This window comes from Pseudomonas sp. 13B_2.1_Bac1 (genome assembly GCF_025466155.1).
GTDB classification, from domain to species: domain Bacteria; phylum Pseudomonadota; class Gammaproteobacteria; order Pseudomonadales; family Pseudomonadaceae; genus Aquipseudomonas; species Aquipseudomonas aylmerensis.
This window is the reverse complement of record NZ_JANLOH010000036.1, coordinates 159694-184508: the sequence shown is the minus strand read 5'-3', so window position 1 is coordinate 184508 and position 24815 is coordinate 159694. Positions and strand designations below refer to the sequence as shown.

Below are 24815 nucleotides of genomic sequence, written 5' to 3'. Positions count from 1 at the left end.
GCTTAGCGACCGCGAACCGCTTGTTCCAGCTCGGCGAAACTTGGGCGATGTTTCGGGTACAGCACCTTGCGACCGAACTCCACCGCCAACGATGGCGGCATGCCCGACGCCGAAGCCACCAGGCACGCCTTGATCGCTTCGTAGAGGTTCACCTCTTCCTTGGCATCGTGGGCCAGGGAGGTAGCCAGCGGGCCGAAGAAACCGTAGGCCGCGAGAATACCGAAGAAGGTACCGACCAGGGCCGCACCCACGTGCATGCCGATGGCCTTCTGGTCGCCTTCGCCGAGGGACGCCATGGTCACCACGATACCGAGTACCGCCGCGACAATACCGAAACCGGGCATGCCGTCGGCGATGCCGGTCACGGCGTGGGACGGATGCTCCAGCTCTTCCTTGAGGCTGAACAGCTCCATGTCGAACAGGCCTTCCAGCTCGTGGGGTGCCATGTTGCCGGAGGACATGATGCGCAGGTAATCGCAGATGTAGGCGGTCATGCGCTCGTCTTTGAGCACGGCCGGGTACTTGGCGAAAATCGGGCTGGCCGCAGCGTCTTCGATGTCGGCTTCGATGGCCATCATGCCTTCGCGGCGGCTCTTGTTGAGGATCTCGTAGACCAGGCCCAGCACGTCCAGATAGAAAGAGTGGGTGAAGCGCGAGCCGAACATGCCCAGCGACTTCTTGATCACGTGCAGCGTCATATAGCCGGGGTTGGCCTGCAGGAAGGCGCCAAACGCTGCACCGCCGATAATCAGCACTTCGAAAGGCTGGATCAGCGCGGCAATTTTACCGTGGGAGAGGACGTACCCGCCGAGCACACTTGCGATGACGACGATGATGCCGATAATTTTAGCCATAGGAGATGAGTACTTGCGCCGTCAGGTTCATGGACATATTTGGAGGAACTGAAAAACTCTTGTTCTACTTATCGGCAAAACTGCGCCAGACTATAGCCCGTTAAGGCGAAAAGCCAGTTCGGCCCGTTCCGGGCGTGTTGACCGCAAGTGATGATCGCGCCCCAATCATGGCTAATGAAACGACAGTCCCAACTGCAAAACCCAACTCCCTCGCTGCTTGGATCAAGCGCCTGGACGACGTGCTGCTGCCTGTTCCCCAGGCCAGCCACGAACGCGTGTGCAAAGCCATCCGCGATAGCCGCAGTTCGTTGCGAGATATTGCCGAACTGATGCAGAACAGCCCGGCCCTCGTGCTCAGCGTGATGCGCGAGGCCAATAGCCACACGCATGGCAGCATGACGGCACCGGCGGAAAACCTTGAAGTGGCGCTCAATCGCCTGGGCCTCAAGCGCGCCGAAGAGTTGCTGGCACGCCTGCCCTCGGTCCCCGCCCAAGAGATTCCGGTGGCCTTGCGCCAATTGCTGCTGGTCAGCCAGCATGCCTCGCAGCAAGCCAACGGCATGTTCGGCAGCCGCCTGGCGCGGTTGTGGCAAGACATTCACTGGGGCAGCCTGCTATTCCTGTCGCCACTGTGGCCGATGGCGGTGGCCTACCCCAAGCTCCTCGAAGAGTGGGAACTGCGGGTTATCCACAAAGGCCAATCGGCGCGTGCAGTCGAGCAGGAATTGTTCGGCGTGCGCCTGCTGGACCTGTGCCTCGGCCTGACCGAAACGTGGCACCTGCCGATCTGGGTATCTCAAGGCTATACGCTGCTGCGGAACGAACAACGCCTGCTGGTCAAGGCGCTGCATATCGCCCGCGAAGATGACCCGTTGCGCCACCAGCAATTGCTGGATGCCGACCCCAACCTGCGGCGCTGGCTGAATCAGCCGGCCAACACGGTATTGCTGGCCAACGGCCTGGCGATGTCGGCCCAGGAGTCCTGGACCTGTCCGCACACCCAGCGCTGGCAATACCTGACCGCGCTGTACCTGCAACAGCCTTTGGGCGATGTGCAGCAACAGGTGCACCAGCAAGCCGTCACCAGTGCGCGCACCACCTTGATGCCGGACCTCTGGCACCCGGCGCTGTCGCTGATCTGGCCATGGCATGTGCAGAAGATCCACCGCGGCCTGCTGCCTGCCCCGCCGCCCACCGCCGAGGCCCTGGCGGTGTGGCGCAAACGCTGCACCGAATTGCTGGTGGAGCCGAGCCGCTTCGCTAACGCCATGCACCTGACCACCTGCGCCAAGGAGGCCCTGTCGGCCAGCGGCATGCAGCGGGTCATGCTGCTGATGACCGACCGCGCCCAGAGCACCTTGCGTGTACACCAGGTCGACGGCCTGCCCAAGGACGCCGCCAACCTGAGCCTGGATGTGGTCCACAGCACGCTGCTGCAGCGCTTGCTGGAAAAGTCCGCGCAGGTGCGCCTCACGCCTGACAACCACGCGCAATTCTCGGCGCTGCTGCCGCCGATCCTGCGACGCCTGTTCACCGGCGAGCACCTGCTGCTGCGCTCCCTGAGCTGCAACGGCAAGGTCGTGATGCTGATGGTCGCCGACCAGGGCGGCGGGCCGTTCTCGGAAACCACCGTGCAGGCCTTCGGCAAAACCGCCCAATGCATCGAGAAAGCGCTGCACAGCTTTACCAACCGCAGCGCCTGATGCTTGCGCTACAATCGCCTTCTTTTATCGCCAACATTTGTGCCCAGGAGACCTCACATGCCTGACTTCTCTGGCTTGCCGCTGGTGATCGAGTCCAGCGACCTGCTCGGTCGACTGAATGCCGAACAGCTGATTCTGGTGGACCTCACCAGTGCCGCCCGCCACGCCGAAGGGCACATCCCCGGCGCGCATTTCGTTGACCCCAAGCGCACCCAACTGGGCCAGCCGCCGGCGCCCGGCCTGCTGCCCCACAAGGCCGACCTGGAAAAACTCTTCGGCGAACTGGGCCACACCCCGGACGCCACCTACGTGGTCTATGACGACGAAGGCGGCGGTTGGGCCGGACGCTTTATCTGGATGCTCGACGTGATCGGCCATCAGAAATACCACTATCTGGACGGCGGCCTGCTGGCGTGGCTGGCGGGACAACACCCGCTGTCGACCGAGGTCCCGCCACCGGTCGGCGGCCCGGTCAGCCTCACGCTGCACGAGGGCCCCACCGCCACCCGCGAATACCTGCAAAGCCGCCTCGGTGCGGCCGACCTGGGGATCTGGGATGCGCGCGGCCCGCTGGAGTACTCTGGTGAAAAAGTGCTCGCGGCCAAAGGCGGGCACATCCCCGGCGCGGTGAATTTCGAATGGACGGCCGGCATGGACAAGGCGCGCAACCTGCGTATCCGCCGCGACATGCCGCAGATCCTCGAAGACCTCGGGCTGACCAGAGATAAAGAGATCATCACCCATTGCCAGACTCACCACCGCTCTGGCTTCACCTACCTGGTGGCCAAGGCGCTCGGTTATCCGCGAGTCAAAGGTTATGCCGGTTCCTGGGGCGAATGGGGCAACCACCCCGACACCCCCGTCGAGATTTAAGAGTTAAGGACAGTTAATGAAAAAGCAGTTGTTTATCCTCAGCCAGTACCTGCTGCCGCACCACCTGCTGTCGCGGTTGGCCGGTTGCATCGCCGAATGCCGCGTGCGCTGGTTCAAGAATGCCTTCACCCGTTGGTTCGCCAAGCGCTATCAAGTGGACATGTCCCAGGCCCTGGTGGAAGACGTGACTGCTTATGAGCATTTCAACGCCTTCTTCACCCGCGCCTTGAAAGACGGCGCGCGCCCGCTGGATCAAACCCCAGGCGCAGTGCTGAGCCCTGCCGATGGCGCGGTCAGCCAGCTGGGTCCGATTGAGCACGGTCGAGTGTTCCAGGCCAAGGGCCACAGCTTCAGCGTGCTGGAACTGCTGGGCGGCGATGCCGCCGTGGCGGCGCCGTTCATGGGCGGTGATTTCGCCACCATCTACCTCTCGCCGAAAGACTACCACCGCGTGCACATGCCACTGGCCGGCACCCTGCGGGAGATGGTCTACGTGCCGGGGCGGATTTTCTCGGTCAACCAGACCACCGCCGAAAACGTGCCGGAGCTGTTTGCGCGCAACGAGCGCGTTGTCTGCCTGTTCGATACCGAGCGTGGCCCGATGGCCGTGGTACTGGTGGGCGCGATGATCGTGGCATCGATTGAAACTGTGTGGGCCGGCCTGGTCACGCCGCCGAAGCGCGAGCTGAAAACCTTCCGCTACGACGAAGCCGCACGGGCGCCGATCCACCTGGAAAAAGGTGCGGAATTGGGTCGCTTCAAGCTGGGTTCCACCGCGATCGTGCTGTTCGGGCCGGATCAGGTGAAGTGGGCAGAAGAACTGGTGGCAGGTTCGCCGGTGCAAATGGGCCAGGGCATCGCACTGCCGAAAGCCTGATCTGAAGCTGACGAAAATCAATATGCAGGAGCCGGGCTTGCCCGCGATGGCGGTGTTTCAGTCAACCCATCTGTGACTGAAGTACTGCCATCGCGGGCAAGCCCGGCTCCCACAGTGACTGCATTCCTGCAGTTGAATCAGCTTATAGCTGACCGTCGCGATCACGGAAACCCAACAGGTACAGCACCCCGTCCAGCCCCAGCGTCGAGATCGCCTGCTTGGCCGATTGCTTGACCAACGGCTTGGCCCGGAACGCCACACCCAGGCCAGCAATTGCCAGCATCGGCAAGTCATTGGCGCCGTCGCCGACCGCAATGGTCTGCTCCAGGCGCAAACCTTCCTTGTGGGCCAATTCCTTCAGCAGATCGGCCTTGCGCTGCGCGTCGACAATCGGCTCCACCGCCACGCCAGTCACCTTGCCATCCACCACTTCCAGCTCGTTGGCGAACACATAGTCGATGCCCAGCTTGGCCTGCAATTGCTTGGCGAAGTAGGTGAAGCCGCCGGACAGGATCGCGGTTTTGTAGCCCAGGCGCTTGAGCTCGGCGAACAGGGTTTCGGCGCCTTCAGTCAGGCGCAGCGATGCACCGATGGCGTCCAGCACGCTCACATCCAGGCCCTTGAGCAGCGCCAGGCGCTCCTTGAAGCTGGCACGAAAATCCAGCTCGCCGGCCATGGCGCGCTCGGTGATCGCGGATACTTGCTCGCCGACGCCGGCCGCCTTGGCCAGTTCGTCGATGACTTCAGCTTCGATCAGCGTGGAATCCATGTCGAACACCGCCAGGCGACGGTTGCGCCGGAACAGCGAGTCTTCCTGGAAGGCGATATCGACATTCAGCTCCTGGGCGACGCTGAGAAATTCGGCGCGCAGGGCCTGCGTATCGGCCGGCTCACCGCGCACGGAGAACTCGATGCAGCCCTTGCCCTGGTCGGCCGGGGTGTCCAATGGCATGCGACCCGACAGACGGTCGATATGGTCGATATTCAAGCCGTACTGCGCGGTGATGGAGCTGACACGCTGCAATTGCTCGGCCGTGACCTTGCGGGTCAGCAGGGTAACGATGTGGCGTTTCTTGCCCTGGCCGGCCACCCAGTGCTGGTAATCGGCTTCGGACACCGGGGTAAAACGCACCTGCTGATCGAGCTTATAGGCCGTAAACAGGATGTCCTTGAGCACCGAGGACGCCTGTTCATTGCTCGGGATCTCCACCAGGATGCCGAACGACAAAGTGTCGTGGATCACCGCCTGGCCGATGTCGAGAATGTTTACACCACCCTGGGCCAGAACACCGGTAATGGCTGCGGTGAGACCCGGTCGGTCTTCACCGGTGATGTTTATCAGGACAATTTCGCGCAAGGCGCACCCCCAGGCTGGAAAAAAACCGCATTCTACCCACTTTCAGTGACCATCGGGCACAGCCAGCGCTTTGCCGGTCTTGGGCCTGTCGCTATACTGCGCGTCAACTTCACGGACCAAGAGCCGAGCTCAAGTGAACCGGCCCACGCCAGTAAAAACCGACAACTTCTTCCTGCTGATCTTCCGGGCACTGCGCCACCGCCGTGTACCGATCGCATTACGCATCGCCAGCCATAACGTGATCCTGGTCGCTCTGGCCCTGGTGATCTACGCCTGCGTGATGGGTTTGCAGTTCAAGCAGGCCATGCACGAGCAAGCCGACGCCCTGGGCGAAAGCTTGACCACCCAGACCGCCACCTCGGCGACTGAGCTGCTGGTGTCCAACGACATCCTCAGCCTCAACGTGCTGCTCAACAACCTGACCAAGAACCCGCTGGTGGCCCACGCCGCCATCTACAGCGTGGACAACCGGATCATGGCCGAAGCCGGGCAACGCCCGAAGAACGGCCTGCTGGGTGAAGCGGAAGGCTTGTACCAGAGCAATATTACCTTTCAAGATGTGAAGGCCGGCCAACTGCGCATCAGCCTCGACATGCAACAGTTCCAGCAGCCGATGACCATCAGCCTGCAGAGCATGGGCATCCTCAGCGCGATCCTGCTGGCATTGGCCCTGGCCTTGAGCCTGCGCCTGGGTCGGCATATCTCCACGCCGCTGATGCAACTGCGCATCTGGCTGCGGGATATCGACGAACACACCCCGGCCACCGACCGCCAGGACGAAATCGGCGACCTCGCCCGCCAACTGCACGCAAGCTTCGCCCCGGAACCGGTGATACCCGAGCCCGAGCCCGAGCCGGAATACGACGACACCGACTACGACGACGAACCCGAGTTCGAAGTGCGCGACCTGCGTGACCCGGGCTTTGACGAAAGCGCCCCGGTAGCGGGGTTGAAACCGGCGACGCGCCAGGCCTTCAAGGCCGAAGAAGACGAACTGGACGACGAAGACCCGTTCGCCGACCTGCGCGATACCACCTCGGCCAACACCGCGCCCAAACCGGCGCCGGTGCGCAGCAGCGAACCCCAATACAGTGCCGTCCTGGCCGTGCAACTGGGCGCCCAGGACCAACTGCGTCGCCTCCCCCGCGCTCGCCTGACCGAGCTGCTGGAACGCTACCGCGACTGCCTGGACCAGGCCGCCTCGCTGTACCAGAGCGAACTGCACACCCTGAACGACGGCAGCACGCTGATGTTGTTCCACAGCGAAGACAGCGGCGAGGACTACCTGACCAACGCCATTTGCTGCGGCGAGCTGCTGCGCGCCCTGGGCCATGAGTTGCAGATCGAAGTGGCTGACAGCGGCATCACCCTGCAACTGCAGCTGGGCCTGACTGTCGGCGATGATCTGTTCGGCATGAGCCAGATCGACCTGCTGCTGACAGAAATCGCCCAGGACGCCCTGGCCCTGTCCCAGCACAGCCGCAACCTGCTGCTGGTGGAGCGCAAGATCAGCGAAGACACGCTGATCCGCCAGCGCGCGCGCATCCGTCCGATTGCCAGCCCTGAAGGGGCGAGCTGTGTGGAGCGCTTGATGGAGCCGTATCCGTCGATGCTGGAGCGGCAGTTGGCGCGGATGCATGAGACCCGCGCGAAGGGCTGAAGAATGCCGCTTGGCCGACTGAAGGATCGGGGTTGTGTGGGAGCGGGCTTGCTCGCGAATGCGCAGGATCAGTCAATGAATCCGTTGACTGACACACCGCTTTCGCGAGCAAGCCCGCTCCCACATTGAGCCCACGGCGTGACTCAAATCGCAGACAAAAAAAGGCCCGCTGAATCAGCGGGCCTTTTTTTGTCTGCGGTTCAGATCAGAACCTGAACACTTCCATATCCGTACGAATCGGCGTAGCCATCGGCATCTTCGGTTTTTCCGGCGCTGCCGGCTTGGCCTGTACCGGGGCTTGCTTGCGCGGGGCCTCGGCAATCGGCGGCTGGTTGGCCAATGGCTTGAGGGCCACCGACAACTGCTGTGCCAGATGCTGCAGCAACACGCCCTGGGCCTGGACCTGGGACGCAGTGGTGCCGGTGTGCTCTTCCTGCAGGTGCACGATGCGGTTATCGCGCACCTGGCCACGACGGTCGATCAAGCGCCATTGCGCATCGAGGATCGCCGGCTGCGAAGCGCCGGAGTCGAGCCGGGTGATGGTCAGCAGGACCTGCACATCCGGGGTAAAGCCGGTTGGCGCGGGCGCGAGCACCACACGCTGGCTGTCCAGGTGACCCGCGACCTGGCGCAACATCAGCTGGTTGATATCCGAGGACAAACTGCCCGCCCAACGACCATCGGTGGAACCTTGCAGGCTGCCGTCGTTCTGACGTTGCAGCAGGGTTTCACGTTGCAGGTAGTCAGCCACGACCACCGGACCCAGCAAAACCGCCATGCCAGCGGTTTGCGCTGGCTGCGCCGGACTTCCGCTGTCCAGCTGGTACAGCGACACCGGCTGGTGTGTGCTGCAACCCGCCAGCCCCAAAAGGCCAGCGAGCATGAAAATAAAAGGAAGGCGTGGAGCAGTCATCATCCCATCCAGGTGGCTGCCACAAGGCGAACCACAATGTAATACTTAAAAATAACCTAAACACGCTCGGCCACGCCGGCGCTGGAAAGGCCATATCATCCGTGAATATGCGCCATGACTCCAGCGCCAAAGCGTCGATCTACGCGTTAAATCGTAGATCGAGGGCTCTAAACCACCTTAAACAGGTGTTTCCACCAACAAAGCATCCACCCGCTGGAAGCCACGCGGCAGTTTGTTGCCACGACGGCCACGCTCGCCCTTGTAGTGCTCGAGGTCGTCTGGGCGCAATGACAATGTGCGCTTGCCGGCCTGGAGAACCAGGGTGGCACCTTCCGGGATCACCGCGATGTCGGTCACGTACTCTTCGCGACTGGCCACCCGCTCGCCGGGAATACCAATGATCTTGTTGCCCTTGCCTTTGCCCAACTGCGGCAGATCGCTGATCTTGAACACCAGCAGGCGCCCTTCGGTGGTCACCGACGCCAGCCAATTGCTCTCGCGATCGTCCACCGGCCGCGGCAGGATCACCTTGGCGTTGTTCGGCAGGCTCAACAGCGCCTTGCCCGCCTTGTTCTTGGCCTGCAGGTCTTCACCCTTGACCACGAAGCCATAACCCGCGTCGGAGGCGATCACATACAGCGCATCGTCGTCCGGCAGCAGCACACACTCGAAATTCGCCCCTGGCGGCGGCGTCAGCCGGCCGGTCAACGGCTCGCCCTGTCCGCGCGCCGATGGCAAGGTGTGGGCCGGCACCGAGTAACTGCGCCCGGTGGAGTCGATAAACACCGCAAACTGGTTGGAACGCCCGGCAGCGGCGGTCTTGAAGCCATCGCCGGCCTTGTACGACAAGCCAGTGGCGTCAATATCATGCCCTTTGGCGGAGCGAACCCAACCCTTTTCCGACAGAACGACGGTAATTTTCTCGTTCGGCAGCAGCTCTGTTTCGGTCAGGGCCTTGGCCTCAGCGCGCTCGACAATCGGCGAGCGGCGGTCGTCGCCATAGGTTTCGGCGTCCTTGATCAGCTCGCTGCGCACCAGTTTTTTGAGCTTGGCTTCGCTGCCCAGCAGGGCCTGCAGCTTGGCTTGTTCCTTGAGCAGCGCGTCCTGTTCGTCGCGCAGCTTCATTTCTTCCAGCCGCGCCAACTGACGCAGGCGGGTATCGAGGATGTAGTCAGCCTGGATCTCGCTCAGCTCGAAACGCGCGATCAGCTCGGCTTTCGGGTGCTCGGCGGTGCGGATGATGTGGATCACTTCATCCAGGTTGAGGTAGGCAATCAGCAAACCGTCCAACAGGTGCAGGCGGCGCTCGACCTTGTCCAGGCGGAATTGCAGGCGGCGACGCACGGTCTGGATACGGAACTCCAGCCACTCCACCAGCAGGTTGCGCAGGTTTTTCAGCTGCGGCTTGCCGTCCAGGCCAATGATGTTGACGTTGACCCGGTAGCTGGACTCCAGGTCAGTGCTGGCGAACAGGTGCTGCATCAGCACTTCGTGGTCGACCCGGCTGTTGGTCGGGATGATCACGATGCGGCAGGGGTTTTCGTGGTCGGACTCGTCACGCAGGTCGGCGACCTGCGGCAATTTCGACGGCTTGGCCTGCATCAGCGCGGCGATCTGCTCCAGCACCTTGGCGCCGGACACCTGGTGCGGCAGCGCGGTGACAATAATGTCGCCATCTTCGATGTGGTACACCGCGCGCATGCGCACCGAGCCCTTGCCGGTCTCGTACATCTTCAGCAAGTCGGCGCGAGGGGTGATGATTTCCGCTTCGGTCGGGTAGTCCGGACCCTGGATATGCTCGCAGAGCTGCTCCACGGTAGCCTTGGGCTCATCCAGCAAACGGACGCAGGCGGTGGCGACTTCGCGCAGGTTATGCGGCGGCACGTCGGTGGCCATGCCGACCGCAATACCGGTGGTGCCATTGAGCAGGATATTCGGCAAACGTGCCGGCAACACCAGTGGCTCGTCGAGTGTGCCGTCGAAGTTCGGGCCCCAGTTCGCGGTACCCTGGCCCAGCTCGCTGAGCAGCACTTCCGAATAACGCGACAGGCGCGCTTCGGTGTAACGCATGGCCGCAAAGGATTTCGGATCATCCGGCGCACCCCAGTTACCCTGGCCGTCCACCAGCGTGTAGCGATAGCTGAATGGCTGGGCCATCAGCACCATGGCTTCGTAGCACGCCGAGTCGCCGTGGGGGTGGAATTTACCGAGCACGTCACCGACGGTACGCGCCGACTTCTTGTGCTTGGAATCGGCGTCCAGGCCCAACTCACTCATGGCGTAGATGATGCGCCGCTGTACTGGCTTCAGGCCATCGCCGATATGCGGCAAGGCACGGTCCATGATCACGTACATGGAGTAGTTGAGGTAGGCATTTTCGGTGAAGTCAGCCAGCGACCGGCGTTCTACGCCATCTAAGCTGTCTGCGAGGATGTCACTCATGCGGGCCTCATCATTATTGGGTAAGGCGCAGCGGAACTGCCGCTGCGCTGATTCGATTCAAAAAGGGCGTGGCTCATGGCTGGGCGCTCCAGCCACCGGCCGGGGCGGCAAAACGATAGACCACCGGGCGCTTTTCACCATCGGCGCGAGGGCCGAAATTGTTGTCGATGCCGATCCACGCACCGTCCGCGTCCACCACCAGGGCTTCGGCCAGGCCGTAAGGCTGGGCATAGCGGCGCTCGGGCGTCAGGGTCTCGTCGGCGAACGACCAGCACAGCTCGACTTTGGCTGTGACCGCATCGCGCCGGCAAATCTGGAACGCGTTGCGCTCCAGGGTAAACAGCTTGCCGTTGAACAGGGCCAGGTCGGCAAAATCCTTCGAGACAGCCTTGGCATTGGTGAACTGCGCCGGCTGCACTTCCTGCCCGGCCTCGCTCAACAGCACACAAGGGCCATCACAGTCCCACAGGCTTTGCGGGCGCTTGATGGAAATCAGGCCGCGCCGCTCACGCTCGGCAGCCAGCCAGATCTGGTTGCCCTCGGGGTTCACCGCCAAGCCTTCAAACAAGGCATTGAAGTGCAGCAGCATGCCACTGGCGCGGGCTTCACGGACCATGCCCGGGGCAATTTTCAGCCACTCAGGCGCACCGTCCACCGGCACTTGCAGCACAGCGGCATGGGCTTCGCTGACAATGTAGCGGTTGCCCGCGGCATCGCAGCTGATGCCTTCAAAATCCAGGTCGCCACCACGAATGAACGAAGCGGCCTTGGTGCGCGAACGCAAGCCCCAGGGCAACCCGGACTCCGGCACCGGGGGCACCTCGATCTTGACGGTTTCGGCCTGCCAGGTCGGCGCGCTGATATCCAGGCGGTAGATCTGGTCGTCGTCGCGGTCGGACACCGTCCACAGCGCCTTGCCACACAGCGTCAACCCCGACAGGTTACCGCCGCGCATGCCGTCCACCGCGTGTTCGGACACCAGTTTCAGCTCTGCCACGGGCGCGGCGATCACCGGAGTGGCCGCCAACCCGCTCAACATCAGGCTCGCCAGGGCGAAACCTGTGCGCATCAGCCCAGAACCTCGGCCAGGTTGCCTTTGGATTCCAGCCAGGACTTGCGGTCCGGCGCACGTTTCTTCGCCAGCAGCATGTCCATCATTTCCGAGGTTTCGGCGAAGTCTTCGCCCAGCGTCAACTGCACCAGGCGCCGGGTGTTCGGGTCCATGGTGGTTTCGCGCAATTGCGGTGGGTTCATTTCACCCAGGCCTTTGAATCGCGTGACCTGTGGCTTGCCGCGTTTCTTCTCGGCGACCAGGCGGTCGAGGATGCCATCGCGCTCGGCCTCGTCGAGGGCGTAGTAGATTTCCTTGCCCAGGTCGATACGGTAAAGCGGCGGCATGGCGACGTAGACGTGACCGGCGTCGACCAACGGGCGGAAGTGCTGCACGAACAGCGCGCACAGCAAGGTCGCAATGTGCAAGCCGTCGGAGTCGGCGTCGGCGAGGATGCAGATCTTGCCGTAGCGCAGCTGGCTCATGTCTGCAGCGCCCGGATCGACGCCGATCGCGACGGCAATGTTGTGCACTTCCTGGCTGGCCAGCACTTCGCTGCCATCGACTTCCCAGGTGTTGAGGATCTTGCCGCGCAACGGCAGGATCGCCTGGAACTCCTTGTCCCGCGCTTGCTTGGCGGAACCACCGGCGGAGTCACCCTCGACCAGGAACAGTTCGGACCGCATCGGGTCCTGCCCGGCGCAATCGGCGAGCTTGCCAGGCAGCGCCGGGCCTTGGGTGATGCGCTTGCGCTCGACCTTCTTGCTGGCCTTCAGACGGCGGCCGGCGTTGTTGATCGCCAGTTCGGCCAGGGCCAGGCCCAGTTCCGGGTGTTCGTTGAGCCACAGGCTGAAGGCGTCCTTGACCACGCCGGAGACAAACGCCGCCGCCTCGCGGGACGACAGCCGCTCTTTGGTCTGGCCGGAGAACTGCGGCTCCTGCATCTTCATCGACAGCACGAACGCGATGCGCTCCCACACGTCTTCCGGCGCCAGCTTCACGCCGCGCGGCAACAGGCTGCGGTATTCGCAGAACTCGCGCATGGCATCCAGCAGGCCCTGGCGCAAACCGTTGACGTGGGTGCCGCCCTGGGCGGTCGGGATCAGGTTGACATAGCTTTCCTGCACGCTGTCGCCGCCTTCCGGCAACCACAGCAGCGCCCAGTCGACGGCTTCTTTATTACCGGCCAGGCTGCCGCAGAACGGCTCGTTGGGCAGGCGTTCGAACTCGCTGACGGAATCTTCCAGGTAGGAGCGCAGACCGTCTTCGTAGTGCCACTCGACCTTCTCGCCGGTGCCTTTGTCTTCAAAGGTGACCAGCAGGCCCGGGCACAGCACGGCCTTGGCCTTGAGCACGTGCTTGAGGCGGCTGATGGAGAATTTTGGCGAATCGAAGTATTTCGGGTCCGGGGCGAAGTACACGCTGGTACCGGTGTTGCGCTTGCCCACGGTGCCGATCACAGCCAGGTCGGTGGCTTTATAGCCATCGGCGAAGGTCATTTCGTATTCGTTGCCGTCGCGCTTGACCTTGACCCGCACCAGGGTAGACAGGGCGTTGACCACCGAAATACCCACACCGTGCAAGCCACCGGAGAACTGGTAGTTCTTGTTGGAGAACTTGCCGCCGGCGTGCAGCTTGGTGAGGATCAGCTCGACGCCCGAGACGCCCTCTTCCGGGTGAATATCCACGGGCATGCCGCGACCATCGTCGGACACTTCCAGGGAGTGGTCAGCATGGAGAATGACATGCACCGACTTGGCGTGGCCGGCCAAGGCTTCGTCGACGCTGTTGTCGATGACTTCCTGGGCAAGGTGGTTCGGCCGACTGGTGTCGGTGTACATGCCGGGGCGTTTGCGCACCGGGTCGAGGCCCGAGAGGACTTCGATGGCGTCGGCGTTATAAGAGCTAGCGCTGGGAGTGGCCATGGGGTCTCGTCGTGAGTCGTTCGATTAAAAAGTGACCTGCGACTTTACAGTGCTGCAAAGTCGAAGGATTGATACTGATCTGCGCCAATGCCGGCAAAGCTGAGCAGCGCCGGCAATTGCTGGGCGAAGCCCTGGTAACCATGGTCGCCACCGGCCTGGATGCGCAAGGCACAGGCTCGGTAATACTGCTGGGCGAGGCGATAATCCAGTGTTTCATCGCCGGTCTGCAACCACACCTGATACCGCGCGGCATCCTGGGGCGCCGGTACTTCCAGCTCGGCCAGCGCCGCGACGTGGTCATGGGTCAGTTCCCAGGTTTCATCGGTGTATAGGTTCTTCTGGGTGCCCAGGTAACCGTCGAACATCCGGTGGGGGCTGACCGCCGGGTTGACCAGCAGCGCCTTCAGGCCATGGCGTTCGGCAAGATGGGTTGCATAGTAGCCGCCGAGTGAGCTGCCGACCAGCAGTGGCCGCCCCAGCAGGGCAATGGCTTCCTCCAATTGAGGAATTGCCTGACGGGGATGGTGATGCAGGGCCGGCACACGCAGCTGGTCGCCCAGGCCAAGGTTGTCCATCACGGTCACCAACTGGCGGGCCTTGTTGGATGCGGGCGCGCTGTTGAAACCGTGGATATACAGGATCGAAGCGGACATGCCGGGCTCTCCATGCTTGCGCCAAAAAAGGCGCAGTTTACAGGGATCGGGGTGGCATGTGAGTCCCTCTATCTGAAGGACACAGAAGATCCACTACGGGCGCTGGCTTGCCAGTGATGGCGGTGTTTACCGCCGTTAATAGCCGTTGCTGCCGTAATCGATGGTAAAGGCGAAGCCTTCGACGCGCTCTACCCCGGTCTCCAACCGTCCGTCGGCATGCAGGCGCAGCCAGCGGTAGCCCGGCGCCTGCTCGCTGACCTTGAAATCTTCACTGCCCGGCGCGAACTGGATGCAGGTCGACGGTGAGGCCAGCAGGCGCACGCCATTGCGCTCGCGGTCGATCTCCTGGTGCACGTGGCCCCAGAGCACCGCCCTCACCTGCGGGAAACGGTCGAGCACGGCAAACAAAGCCTCGGGGTTGCGCAAGCCAATGGGCTCCATCCACGCGCAACCGATGGACACCGGGTGATGGTGAAAGCACACCAGGTGATGGCGGTTCGGGGCTTCGCTCAAGGCCTGAGCCAGCAGTTGCAGCTGCTGGTCCTGCAGGTAACCCGGCACAGAGCCAGGTACCGCGGAGTCCAGCAAGGTGATGCGCCAGTGGCCGACATCCACTACCGGCTCCAGCAGCGCGCTGCCAGTGGTCGCCTGAGCCATGATCTGCGGCTCATCGTGATTGCCCGGAATCCAGCGCGCCGGGGCGCTGATCTGCTCGCTGAGGTCGCGAAACTGCTGGTAAGACTCCAGTGTGCCGTCCTGGGACAGGTCACCGGTGGCCAGCAGCAAATCGATCTGCGGCTGCTGCTGGCGCACCAACTCGATCACCCGTTGCAGGCTTTCACGGGTGTTCATGCCCAGCAGCGTACCGTCGGCCTCGGCAAACAGGTGGCTGTCGGACAGTTGCACCAGCAACGCCGGCGCATCAGGGTTCAAGGTGGATACGCTCGGCAAGGCGCTCTCCCAAGGCAATCACAGGAATGGAGGGTTGGCGTGATTATGCTGGGGCAGGACGCAAAGAGGAAACCTAAGGAAGCTGACGCAGTTCACATCTACCGCACAACTTCAAACTCATGGCCCAGGGCCAGGCAGTGGCTCAACCATTCGCCGAGGAACACATTCAGTTGTGCTTTCTCATCGGGCTGGTGCATGAACACGTTGGGGTAAGGATAGATGCTGCGAAAGCGTCGCGCATGTTCCGCGCTGATCACTTCGGCCATTCGCGCGTCGTGGTACACCTGCACTTCCAGCTGTGGCACCGGCAGCCAGGGCAGGCTGTGCTCCTGGCGCACCCGCAGGGTGGTGGTGTACGGACAGTTGACGATGACTTCCAGCGCCAGCACGCCGAGCATCTGGTCCCCATGGGTGACACCGATGCGCCGCGCCTCTGGCGTGTGGCGCATGTCGGGAAGCAGGCGCATCAGCCGCGCGTAATTAGCCTCGCAGGCGGCTTGCAACCCGATCAGGTCGACTCGATAGCGTTCACGTGCCTTTACTGCCATAACCCCCTCACTTCCGCGCGATTAAGCGCAAGCCACTGCAGGGCAATGATGCTGGCTGCATTGGAAATTCTGCCGTCGCGCACCGCCTGCAGGGCATCTTCCAAGGCCCAGGTGGTGACGCGGATGTCTTCAGCTTCTTCTTCCAATCCATGGACGCCACCTACACCGGCGCTGTCGCAGCGGCCCAGGAACAAGTGCACATATTCAGTACTGCCGCCGGGCGACGGGAAATATCGCGTGATCGGCCACAACGCCGAGAATGTCAGCCCAGCTTCCTCCTCGCCCTCGCGGTGCGCAACCTCCTCGGGTTGCTCGTCCTTGTCGATCAAGCCGGCGACCATCTCGATCAGCCACGGGTTGTCGGTACGACCCAGGGCGCCGACGCGAAACTGCTCGTTCAGCACCACTTCGTCGCGCTGTGGATCGTAGGGCAGCACACACACGGCGTCGTGGCGAACGAAGACTTCGCGGTTGATCACCCGGCTCATGCTGCCGTCGAACTTCTCGTGGCGCAGTTGCATGTGATCGAGCTTGTAGAAGCCCTTGTGGAGATTATCGTGCTGAACAATTTCGATTTTGCTCGGCTTCGATTTTGCAAAGTCCGTCATGTCCCATCCTCGTTAAGCCTGCGCAATTGGCGCCATCCTAACGCGCTCATGCCCGTTGGTGCAGCCCCTTTCCGGTTGCCGGGATAGACGGCGAGCGTCAAACACACTCTAATCAGCTTAGTGGCGAACTGACTGCCCCGCCGGTAGTCGAAGCTCCACAAATTTCGCTCTTATCGATAGACGAAGGACATCCATGTCGCTTTTAAAAATCGCCTCCGTGGCCTGCATCGCATTGACCCTTGGTGCCTGCCAAAGCCTGTTCCAACCCAGCTATCGTGCCCCCCTGGAAGCCACTCGCGACGCCACCGAGCAAAGCAAGCCAGGCTGCGCCAGCACCGACTGCCCGCTGGTGAATATCGACACCGTGCACTTTGCCAAGGAACCCAAGCTGGACGCGTTGATCGAACAACGCCTGCTGGAAATGACCCGCACCACCCCGAGCGACCCGCTGCCGACCAGCCTGGAAACGTATCGCGAGCAGTTCCTCAAGACCGCCGCGCCACGCAACAGCATGTACTTGCAGGCCAAGGTACGCGAACAGCATGACGGCTTGGTGATCATCGAACTGTCCAGCTACCTGGATCAGGGCGCGACTCACGGCGAGCCCGGCCGCGCGTTCATCAACTACTCGCGCCAGCAGCAAAAAGCGCTGGCGCTGACCGACATGCTGCTGCCCGGCAAGGAAGAGGCTTTCTGGAAAGCCGCCCAGGTCGCGCACAACAGCTGGCTGATCAGCACCCGCCTGAGCCTGGAGCCGGAGTATGTGAAAACCTACCCCTTCCAGAAAACCCCGAACGTGGCGCTGACCTACGGTGGCGTGATCCTCAAGTACCCGACCAACACCATTGCGCCGTATGCCCTTGGCCACGTCGAGTTGCAGATTCCGTACTCGCGCCTGGACGGCATCATCAAGCCTGAGCTGGTGCCTGTGCGCCACTGAAGGCCCGGCCCAAAATAAACTGCAACAGCCCTGCCAGCACCAGTGCCGGCAGGGTCGCGCCGATGTCCGGGTAAAGGTTGGCCAGCACGTGGTAGGTCGCAATGCCGCCAAGCCAGGCCAACAACGCCGGCCAGCGCAGGTTGGCCAGCGCACCCTGGCCACGACGGCGCAGGATGAAGTGATCCACCAGCACCACGCCGAACAGCGGCGCGAACACCGAGCCGATCAGCAACAGGAAGTTCTGGTACTGGGCCAACGGCGCAAAACAGGCGATCAGGGTGCAGATCACACCGATGGTCAGCGCCAGGTGCTCGACCTTCACACGCAGCAGCATCCCGCTGGACACCGCCGCCGAATGGATATCGGCGAAGGCGTTTTCCGACTCGTCCAACAGGATCAGCAGCAGCGGAATCCCCAGCCCAGCACCGGCCAATGCCAGCAACAGCGCATTCACTTCGCCGCTCGGCGCAAACGCCAGGGTGTAGGCCACGCCCAGGCTCATCAGCCAGAAGTTGCCGATAAAGAAACCCAGGGCCGTGCCGCCGAATACGCTTTTTGCCCGCTTGCCGAATCGCGAGTAGTCGGCAATCAGCGGCAACCACGACAACGGCATGGCGATCGCAATATCAAAACCCACTGCAAACGGCATCGACCCGTCGCCAGCCTGGGCCCAGAGTGTGGCGAGGTCGGCCTTGGCGAACAGGTTCCAGGTCAGCCACAGGCAGGCGGCGAGCAGCAGCCAGATGCCCCACTTGCGCAGGATCTGCCGTACGAACGTCAGCGGCCCGCTGACCGCGAGCAAAGTCGCCAAACCACCGAAAAACAGCGTCCACAGCAACGGGCTGGCCAACAGGCTGCCGTCGCTGAACGCCCGCGCGCCCAACAGGCTGGCGGCATCGCGCATCACAATGATTTCGAACGAACCCCAGCCGATCAATTGCAGCAGGTTAAGCAGCGCCGGCAGGCTGGCGCCCTTGGCCCCCAGGCTGAGCTTGAGCGCAGCCATTGCCGACAGGCCGGTGTCGCTGCCGATCACGCCGACGGCGGCCAGCAACAGCACGCCGACCAGGGTACCGAGGAAAATCGCCAGCAACGAGCCGGACAAGCCCAGGCCGGGTGCGAGCAACGCGCCGGTCTGCAGGACCATCAGGCCGATGCCGAGGGAGAACCACAGGGAGAACAGGTCGCGGGCGCCGAAGACGCGTTTGTCAGCAGGCACTGCAATGTCGGGGGAGTAGGTGCTGGGTTGAATACTCAAGGGGGTGATCTCTGAGGAGTATTTGTTGTTTGGGGGATCGCTATCGCGGGCAAGCCCGGCTCCCACACGGGACCGGCTGTGGACACCGCGATCGACTGTGGGAGCCGGGCTTGCCCGCGATGACGGCGGTGCAGGCACCGCCGCCTCGGATCAGACCTTTTTGTAAAGCTGACTGCCTTCCTGCTTGAACCGCTCCGCCTGCTCGGCCAAGCCTTTGGCCACGTCCACATCCACCGCTTCGATGCGCTGGTTGGCAGCGTACTCACGCACTTCCTGGGTGATTTTCATCGAGCAGAACTTCGGCCCGCACATCGAGCAGAAATGCGCGACCTTGGCCGAGTCCTTCGGCAGGGTTTCATCGTGATACGACCGTGCGGTGTCCGGGTCGAGGCCGAGGTTGAACTGGTCTTCCCAACGGAACTCGAAGCGCGCCTTGCTCAAGGCGTTGTCGCGGATCTGCGCGCCGGGGTGGCCTTTCGCGAGGTCGGCCGCATGCGCAGCGATCTTGTAGGTGATGATCCCGGTTTTCACGTCGTCCTTGTTCGGCAGGCCCAGGTGCTCCTTGGGCGTGACGTAGCAGAGCATGGCGCAGCCGAACCAGCCGATCATCGCCGCACCGATGCCCGAGGTGATGTGGTCATAGCCGGGCGCAATATCGGTGGTCAGCGGGCCGAGGGTGTAGAACGGCGCCTCGTCGCAGCACTCCAGCTGCTTGTCCATGTTCTCCTTGATCAGTTGCATCGGCACGTGGCCGGGGCCTTCGATCATGGTTTGCACGTCGTGTTTCCAGGCGGTCTTGGTCAGCTCGCCGAGGGTTTCCAGCTCGCCGAATTGCGCGGCGTCGTTGGCGTCGGCAATAGAACCGGGGCGCAGGCCATCGCCGAGGGAGAAGCTGACGTCATAGGCCTTCATGATTTCGCAGATTTCGTCGAAATGCGTGTAGGTGAAGTTCTCTTTGTGGTGCGCCAGGCACCACTTGGCCATGATCGAGCCGCCACGCGAGACAATCCCGGTGACGCGCTTGGCGGTCAGCGGCACATAGCGCAGCAGTACGCCGGCGTGGATGGTGAAGTAGTCCACGCCCTGCTCGGCCTGTTCGATCAAGGTGTCGCGGAACAGCTCCCAGGTCAGGTCTTCGGCGGCGCCGCCGACTTTCTCCAGGGCCTGGTAGATCGGCACGGTACCGATCGGCACCGGCGAGTTGCGGATGATCCACTCGCGGGTTTCGTGGATGTGCTTGCCGGTGGACAGGTCCATCACCGTGTCCGAGCCCCAGCGAATGCCCCAGGTGAGTTTCGCCACTTCTTCTTCGATGGACGAACCCAGCGCGCTGTTGCCGATGTTGCCGTTGATCTTCACCAGGAAGTTACGGCCGATGATCATCGGTTCCAGTTCGGTGTGGTTGATGTTGGCCGGGATGATCGCGCGGCCACGGGCGATTTCTTCGCGCACAAATTCCGGGGTGATGATTTTCGGCACGCTGGCGCCGAAGCTGTGGCCGGCGTGTTGCTGGTCGAGCAGGCCGCTGGCGCGGGCCTCTTCGAGCTTCATGTTTTCGCGGATGGCGACGTATTCCATCTCGGCAGTGATGATGCCTTTGCGCGCGTAGTGCATCTGGGTGACGTTGGCGCCGGCCTTGGCGCGGCGCGGGTTCTTCACGTGGGCAAAGCGCAGCGCGGTCAGTTCGGCATCGCTGAGGCGCTGTTGGCCGAAGTGCGAGCTGAGACCAGACAGGCGCTCGGTGTCGCCACGCACTTCGATCCACGGCGAACGCACATCGCCCAGGCCTTTGCGCACGTCGATGATGACATTGGGGTCGGTGTAGGGTCCGGACGTGTCGTACACCACCACGGGCGCGTTGATTTCACCGCCGAAATCGGTGGGGGTCACGTCCAGGCTGATTTCACGCATCGGCACACGAATGTCCGGGCGGGTGCCTTGCACGTAGATTTTCTTCGAGCGGGTAAACGGCTGCACGGAGCCGGAGTCGACCTTGGCCGATTCACTCAAGTGCACGGTATTTTTCAGTTTTGTACTTTTTATTTCTGTGCTCATCACGGGCTCTCCAACTATCCAGGTGGTGGATTTTTGTCGGAGCGAACCTGTGACGGATGGACGCACTGAAACCAGTGCTGTGCTTGGCGCACAAGAGCTGTTCGATTGTCGAACAACATCCCGGACGAAGCACAAGAGGACTCGCCGGGTGACGAGAAATCTTGTTCCCTACGCAGGCGTTAACCTGATCAGGTTCAACGGGATCCGGTATTTACCGATCTCAGCCTTCCAACAAGGCACCCCGACAAGAACGCGGCCAGTCTAGACCATGCCGTGGGCAAATTGCCAATAGCGGTGCATTCAGCGTGATGAATGGCGTGATTGCGGGATTGTTGCGCCGTGTCACCCCCACTACACTCGATTGCCGCCACAGTGCTTGACGCCAGGAATGGCCAGCCTTAGCCTTGGGCGCTAAATTATCACCGTAATATTTATTCTAGGGATCGCCTCATGCTGCGCAAACTCTCACTGGCTCTCGCCGTGTCTTGTGCGACCAACGGAATGGTCTGGGCAGCTGAAGCGCCCTTGTCCGCCAAAACCGATCTGGTCAGCGTCTACCAGGAAGCCGTGGATAACAACGCCGACCTGGCCGCCGCCCGCGCCCAATACGGCGCGCAAAAAGAAGTCGTGCCCCAGGCACGCGCAGGCTTGCTGCCGAACCTGTCGGGCGGTGCCGATATCAATAACGTGCGCACCCAGATCGACACGCCCGCCGCCACCGCCAACCGCGACGCGCACTCCTGGCGCGCGACCCTGAGCCAGCCGCTGTTCCGCGCCGACCGCTGGTTCCAGCTGCAAGCGGCCGAGGCCACGAATGAACAGGCCGCCCTGCAACTGTCGGCCACCGAACAGAACCTGATCCTGCAAAGTGCCGAAAGTTATTTCGCGGTGCTGCGCGCCCAGGACAACCTGGCCTCGACCAAAGCCGAGGAAAACGCCTTCAAGCGCCAGCTGGATCAATCCAACGAACGCTTCGATGTCGGCCTCTCGGACAAGACCGACGTACTGCAATCCCAGGCCAGCTACGACACTGCACGGGCCAACCGGATTGTGGCGCAGCGCCAGGTGGACGATGCATTCGAAGCACTGATCACCCTGACCAATCGCCAGTACAACTCGATCCAGGGCATTGTCCACACCTTGCCCGTGCTGCCGCCGCTGCCGAATGACGCCAAGTCGTGGGTGGAAACGGCCGGTCGCCAGAACCTGAACCTGCTGGCCAGCAACTACGCGGTCACCGCCGCCGAAGAAACCCTCAAGCAGCGCAAGGCCGGCCATGCGCCGACCCTGGACGCCGTGGCCCAGTACGAGAAAGGCGACAACGACGCCCTCGGTTTCAGCAACCCGAATGCCTTCGGCACGCCGTACCGTGGCGATGTGGAGCAGCGCACCATCGGCCTGCGCCTGAACATCCCGATCTACAGCGGCGGCCTGACCAGCTCGCAAGTGCGTGAGTCCTACTCGCGCCTGGGCCAGACCGAGCAGCAACGCGAAGGCCTGCGCCGCCAGGTGGTGGAAAACACGCGCAACCTGCACCGCGCGGTGAATACCGATGTCGAACAGGTGCAGGCGCGCCGCCAGTCGATCATCTCCAACCAGAGCGCGGTGGAAGCCACGGAAATCGGTTACCAGGTGGGCACGCGCAACATCGTCGATGTGCTGGATTCACAGCGCCAGCTGTATTCGTCGGTGCGCAACTACAACAACAGCCGCTACGACTACATCCTCGACAACCTGCGCCTGAAGCAGGCGGCGGGCACCTTGAACCCCGGGGATCTGCAGGACCTGGCGCGCTACCTCAAGGCTGACTACAACCCCGATCGCGACTTCCTGCCACCGGACCTGGCCAAGGCCGCCGCCGAACAGCTCAAGGCCCGCCCTGGCTATTAAGCACACCGCATAACCCATGCAGGCGCTGGCTTGGCTGCGCCTGCATTTGAGTTGTGTGGTCAGTGGTTCAGGAGTTTGCCCAAGCCATCCAGCAAGCGCTGCAGCGCGCCCTGGTTGGCTTGCATCACCTTGAGTCCAGCCTGCGCCATCTTGCGGGCATCCTGCGGCAGTTCGAACAACTGGCGCACGGCTTCGGCCAGGCCTTCGGCGTCATCCACCTCTCGCAACGCCCCGGCTTCGCGCATCATTGCGGTGATTTCGAGGAAGTTGAACACATGTGGCCCCATGATCACCGGCTTGGCCAATGCCGCTGGCTCCAGCGGGTTGTGTCCACCGGTCGCGACCAGGCTGCCGCCGACAAACGCGCTGTCGGCCAGGGCATAGAGGAACAACAACTCACCCATGGTATCGCCAAGCAATACCGAAGTCTGCGCGGTCACCGGCGCGCCGCTGGAACGGCGCACCGTGGCGAAGCCCTGCTGCTCACACAGCTCGAACATCGGTCCGAAGCGCTCCTGATGGCGCGGCACCAGGATCAGCAGCGCATTGGGATAGCTGTCGAGCAACTGGCGATGGGCAGCCAGCACCACTTCATCTTCGCCTTCATGGGTGCTGGCCGCGATCCACACCGGCCGCTCGCTGGCGCCCCATTGCTCGCGCAGCGCAGCAGCACGCAGCGGCAGCTGGGGGTCGATGGTCAGGTCGAACTTGATCGAGCCGGTGACTTCGACGGTGTCCGGCCGCGCGCCGAGGCTCAGGAAGCGCTGGGCCTCGGTCTCGGTCTGCACCGCAAACAAGCTCATTTGCGACAGCATCGGCGCCGTCAGCTTGGCAAATTTTGCATAGCCCTTGGCCGAACGTGCCGACAACCGCGCATTCGCCAACGCCACCGGGATCCCGCGCTGGGCGCAGGCATGAATATGATTGGGCCACAGTTCGGTTTCCATGATCACCGCCAGCTTCGGCTGCACCCGGTCAAGGAAACGCTTGGCCGCGCACGGCAAGTCATAGGGCAGGTAGCAGTGCTGCACACGCGGCTCATTGGCGAACAGCGCCTGGATACGCTCGGAACCGGTCGGCGTCATGCAGGTGACGGTGATCGGCAGGGTCGGATAACGCGCCAGCAGCCCGCGCACCATCGGCGCGGCGGCAATACTTTCGCCCACCGACACGGCATGTACCCAGATCCCGCCCGGCTGCAGCACCGGCAAGCCATAGGAAAACCGCTCGCCGATGCGCTTGGCATAGGCAGGCGCCTTGCGCGCACGCAGCCACAGACGTAAAGCCACCAACGGCAGCGCCAGGTAAAACAGACAGCTGTAGAGAGTTCTATTCATGGCGGCGGAGTTTATCGGCTTTTTCAGTCGATCGCCTGCAAGCGCTCGGCAAAACGTTCGGCGAGGAAGCGCGCAGCGGGCCCCAGGTGCTCATCGCGACGCCAGACCAGCTCCACCACCAGCGCCGGCGGCGTCCATTCGCTGTGCAGTTCCACCATCTGCTGCTGATAGGTCGGGTATTGCACGATATGTCGGGGCAGCCAGGCCCAGCCCAGGCCACTCATCAGCCACTCGGCCAATACGTAAAAGCTGTCGGCGCGCCACACCAGCGGGCTGGCGGCTTCGCTGCCGGGGTAAACGCTGGTCTGGGTCGACATCAGCAACTGGCGAAACTGCGCCAGGCGCTGGCATGTCACGTAGTTCTCCGCGGCCAGCGGGTGGTTCACGCCGCACACGGTGACCATTTCCACACTGCCGACCACACGCCGCTCCAGCGCCTCGGGGATCTGGTCGTGATAGAACAACAGGCCCAGGTCGGCCTTGCGCTCTACCAACTTGCGCGCCACATCGCCCTGGGCGGCGCTGGACAATTGCACCTCCAGCAGCGGGTACTGCCCTGCCAGCGCCTCGAGGCTATCGAGTATCGGCTGGAACAACATGGCTTCGTCCTGGGCCAGGCGCAGGCAGGCTTCTTCCCCACGGGTCAACGACAGCGCACGGCCATTGAGCCGCTCACACTGGCGCAAGACTTCACGCGCTTCCTCCAGCAACACACTGCCCGCCTCGGTCAGGCGTGGCTGACGGCCACTGCTACGCTCAAACAGGCTCAGGCCCAGGTCCGCCTCCAGCAAGGCAATCGCGTTGCTCACCGCCGATTGCGCCTTGCGCTGGTCGCGCGCCACGGCCGAAAACGAGCGCTGTTCGGCGACACTGACAAATAGGCGCATCTGCTCCAGATTCCACTGCACGCTCATGGCTCA

20 protein-coding genes and 1 riboswitch are annotated in these 24815 nt (G+C 62.6%); of the genes, 6 read left to right on the top strand and 14 right to left on the bottom strand.

Translation table 11 applies throughout. The features are described from left to right. Positions 1-2: 2 nt before the first annotated feature. Positions 3-854 carry a flagellar motor stator protein MotA gene (gene motA / locus NTD80_RS08185; RefSeq protein ID WP_065900103.1) on the bottom strand — a complete coding sequence of 284 codons (852 nt, stop codon included), beginning with the start codon at positions 852-854 and terminating at the stop codon, positions 3-5. Between the two features lie 167 nt (positions 855-1021). Here motA and NTD80_RS08180 point away from each other — a divergent pair, with 167 nt between their 5' ends. From NTD80_RS08180 to asd, 3 genes are read left to right on the top strand one after another with little or no spacing between them, the layout of a single operon-like run. Beyond that, positions 1022-2557, top strand: a complete 1536-nt coding sequence (locus tag NTD80_RS08180; RefSeq protein ID WP_262133081.1) for an HDOD domain-containing protein — start codon at positions 1022-1024, stop codon at positions 2555-2557. 57 nt (positions 2558-2614) lie between these two features. Further along, positions 2615-3430, top strand: coding sequence for a rhodanese-like domain-containing protein (locus NTD80_RS08175; RefSeq protein WP_262133079.1), 816 nt, complete (start codon positions 2615-2617; stop codon positions 3428-3430). A 16-nt stretch (positions 3431-3446) separates the two neighbouring features. After that, positions 3447-4307, top strand: a complete 861-nt coding sequence (asd, locus tag NTD80_RS08170; protein WP_065900098.1) for an archaetidylserine decarboxylase — start codon at positions 3447-3449, stop codon at positions 4305-4307. Between the two features lie 142 nt (positions 4308-4449). On the opposite strand, the gene serB is transcribed toward asd, so the two are convergent. Further along, the gene (serB, locus tag NTD80_RS08165) at positions 4450-5664 is read right to left on the bottom strand and encodes a phosphoserine phosphatase SerB (protein WP_262133076.1); all 1215 of its coding nucleotides are present in this window, start codon (positions 5662-5664) and stop codon (positions 4450-4452) included. Between the two features lie 133 nt (positions 5665-5797). On the opposite strand from serB, the gene NTD80_RS08160 reads away from it, so the two are divergent. After that, a complete protein-coding gene (locus NTD80_RS08160) occupies positions 5798-7324 on the top strand; it encodes an AhpA/YtjB family protein (RefSeq protein ID WP_262133075.1) in 1527 nt (508 codons plus the stop codon). A gap of 205 nt (positions 7325-7529) precedes the next feature. Here NTD80_RS08160 and NTD80_RS08155 read toward each other — a convergent pair whose 3' ends face one another. The 8 genes from NTD80_RS08155 to NTD80_RS08120 all read right to left on the bottom strand — a co-directional run bounded on the left by NTD80_RS08155 (position 7530) and on the right by NTD80_RS08120 (position 16415). Further along, a complete protein-coding gene (locus NTD80_RS08155; RefSeq protein ID WP_065900095.1) occupies positions 7530-8237 on the bottom strand; it encodes a membrane integrity-associated transporter subunit PqiC in 708 nt (235 codons plus the stop codon). Positions 8238-8414: 177 nt separating this feature from the next. Continuing rightward, on the bottom strand, positions 8415-10679 hold the full coding sequence (parC, locus tag NTD80_RS08150) for a DNA topoisomerase IV subunit A (RefSeq protein WP_106805323.1): 2265 nt from the start codon (positions 10677-10679) through the stop codon (positions 8415-8417). Between the two features lie 73 nt (positions 10680-10752). Then, positions 10753-11748, bottom strand: coding sequence for an esterase-like activity of phytase family protein (locus NTD80_RS08145; protein ID WP_262133073.1), 996 nt, complete (start codon positions 11746-11748; stop codon positions 10753-10755). Further along, positions 11748-13655 (bottom strand): DNA topoisomerase IV subunit B, encoded by a 1908-nt coding sequence (gene parE, locus NTD80_RS08140; RefSeq protein WP_065900089.1) that lies wholly within the window; start codon positions 13653-13655, stop codon positions 11748-11750. Before parE ends, NTD80_RS08145 begins: the two co-directional genes overlap by 1 nt. Before the next feature lie 44 nt (positions 13656-13699). Further along, positions 13700-14308 (bottom strand): YqiA/YcfP family alpha/beta fold hydrolase, encoded by a 609-nt coding sequence (locus tag NTD80_RS08135; RefSeq protein ID WP_065900087.1) that lies wholly within the window; start codon positions 14306-14308, stop codon positions 13700-13702. A gap of 135 nt (positions 14309-14443) precedes the next feature. Next, the gene (gene cpdA / locus NTD80_RS08130; protein WP_262133071.1) at positions 14444-15259 is read right to left on the bottom strand and encodes a 3',5'-cyclic-AMP phosphodiesterase; all 816 of its coding nucleotides are present in this window, start codon (positions 15257-15259) and stop codon (positions 14444-14446) included. Positions 15260-15357: 98 nt separating this feature from the next. Continuing rightward, positions 15358-15807, bottom strand: coding sequence for a DUF1249 domain-containing protein (locus NTD80_RS08125; protein WP_017526444.1), 450 nt, complete (start codon positions 15805-15807; stop codon positions 15358-15360). Then, entirely contained in the window at positions 15798-16415 is a 618-nt protein-coding gene (locus NTD80_RS08120; protein ID WP_262133068.1) for an NUDIX domain-containing protein, read from the bottom strand. Before NTD80_RS08120 ends, NTD80_RS08125 begins: the two co-directional genes overlap by 10 nt. A 193-nt stretch (positions 16416-16608) precedes the next feature. Here NTD80_RS08120 and NTD80_RS08115 point away from each other — a divergent pair, with 193 nt between their 5' ends. Then, a complete protein-coding gene (locus NTD80_RS08115) occupies positions 16609-17355 on the top strand; it encodes an RsiV family protein (RefSeq protein ID WP_065900081.1) in 747 nt (248 codons plus the stop codon). On the opposite strand, the gene cytX is transcribed toward NTD80_RS08115, so the two are convergent. Both cytX and thiC read right to left on the bottom strand, forming a co-directional pair. After that, complete coding sequence (gene cytX, locus NTD80_RS08110; protein WP_262133065.1) at positions 17324-18613, bottom strand: putative hydroxymethylpyrimidine transporter CytX; 1290 nt, start codon at positions 18611-18613, stop codon at positions 17324-17326. The two genes, NTD80_RS08115 and cytX, sit on opposite strands and share 32 nt — an antisense overlap. A 150-nt stretch (positions 18614-18763) precedes the next feature. After that, entirely contained in the window at positions 18764-20668 is a 1905-nt protein-coding gene (gene thiC, locus NTD80_RS08105; RefSeq protein WP_065900079.1) for a phosphomethylpyrimidine synthase ThiC, read from the bottom strand. Between the two features lie 148 nt (positions 20669-20816). Further along, positions 20817-20922, bottom strand: a riboswitch (TPP riboswitch). A 196-nt stretch (positions 20923-21118) separates the two neighbouring features. Between thiC and NTD80_RS08100 the strand changes: the two genes are divergently transcribed. After that, positions 21119-22558 (top strand): TolC family outer membrane protein, encoded by a 1440-nt coding sequence (locus NTD80_RS08100; protein ID WP_065900078.1) that lies wholly within the window; start codon positions 21119-21121, stop codon positions 22556-22558. Positions 22559-22617: 59 nt separating this feature from the next. Here NTD80_RS08100 and waaA read toward each other — a convergent pair whose 3' ends face one another. Continuing rightward, the gene (gene waaA, locus NTD80_RS08095) at positions 22618-23895 is read right to left on the bottom strand and encodes a lipid IV(A) 3-deoxy-D-manno-octulosonic acid transferase (protein WP_262133063.1); all 1278 of its coding nucleotides are present in this window, start codon (positions 23893-23895) and stop codon (positions 22618-22620) included. A gap of 23 nt (positions 23896-23918) precedes the next feature. After that, positions 23919-24809, bottom strand: coding sequence for a LysR family transcriptional regulator (locus tag NTD80_RS08090; RefSeq protein ID WP_065900076.1), 891 nt, complete (start codon positions 24807-24809; stop codon positions 23919-23921). Between the last annotated feature and the right edge of the window lie 6 nt (positions 24810-24815).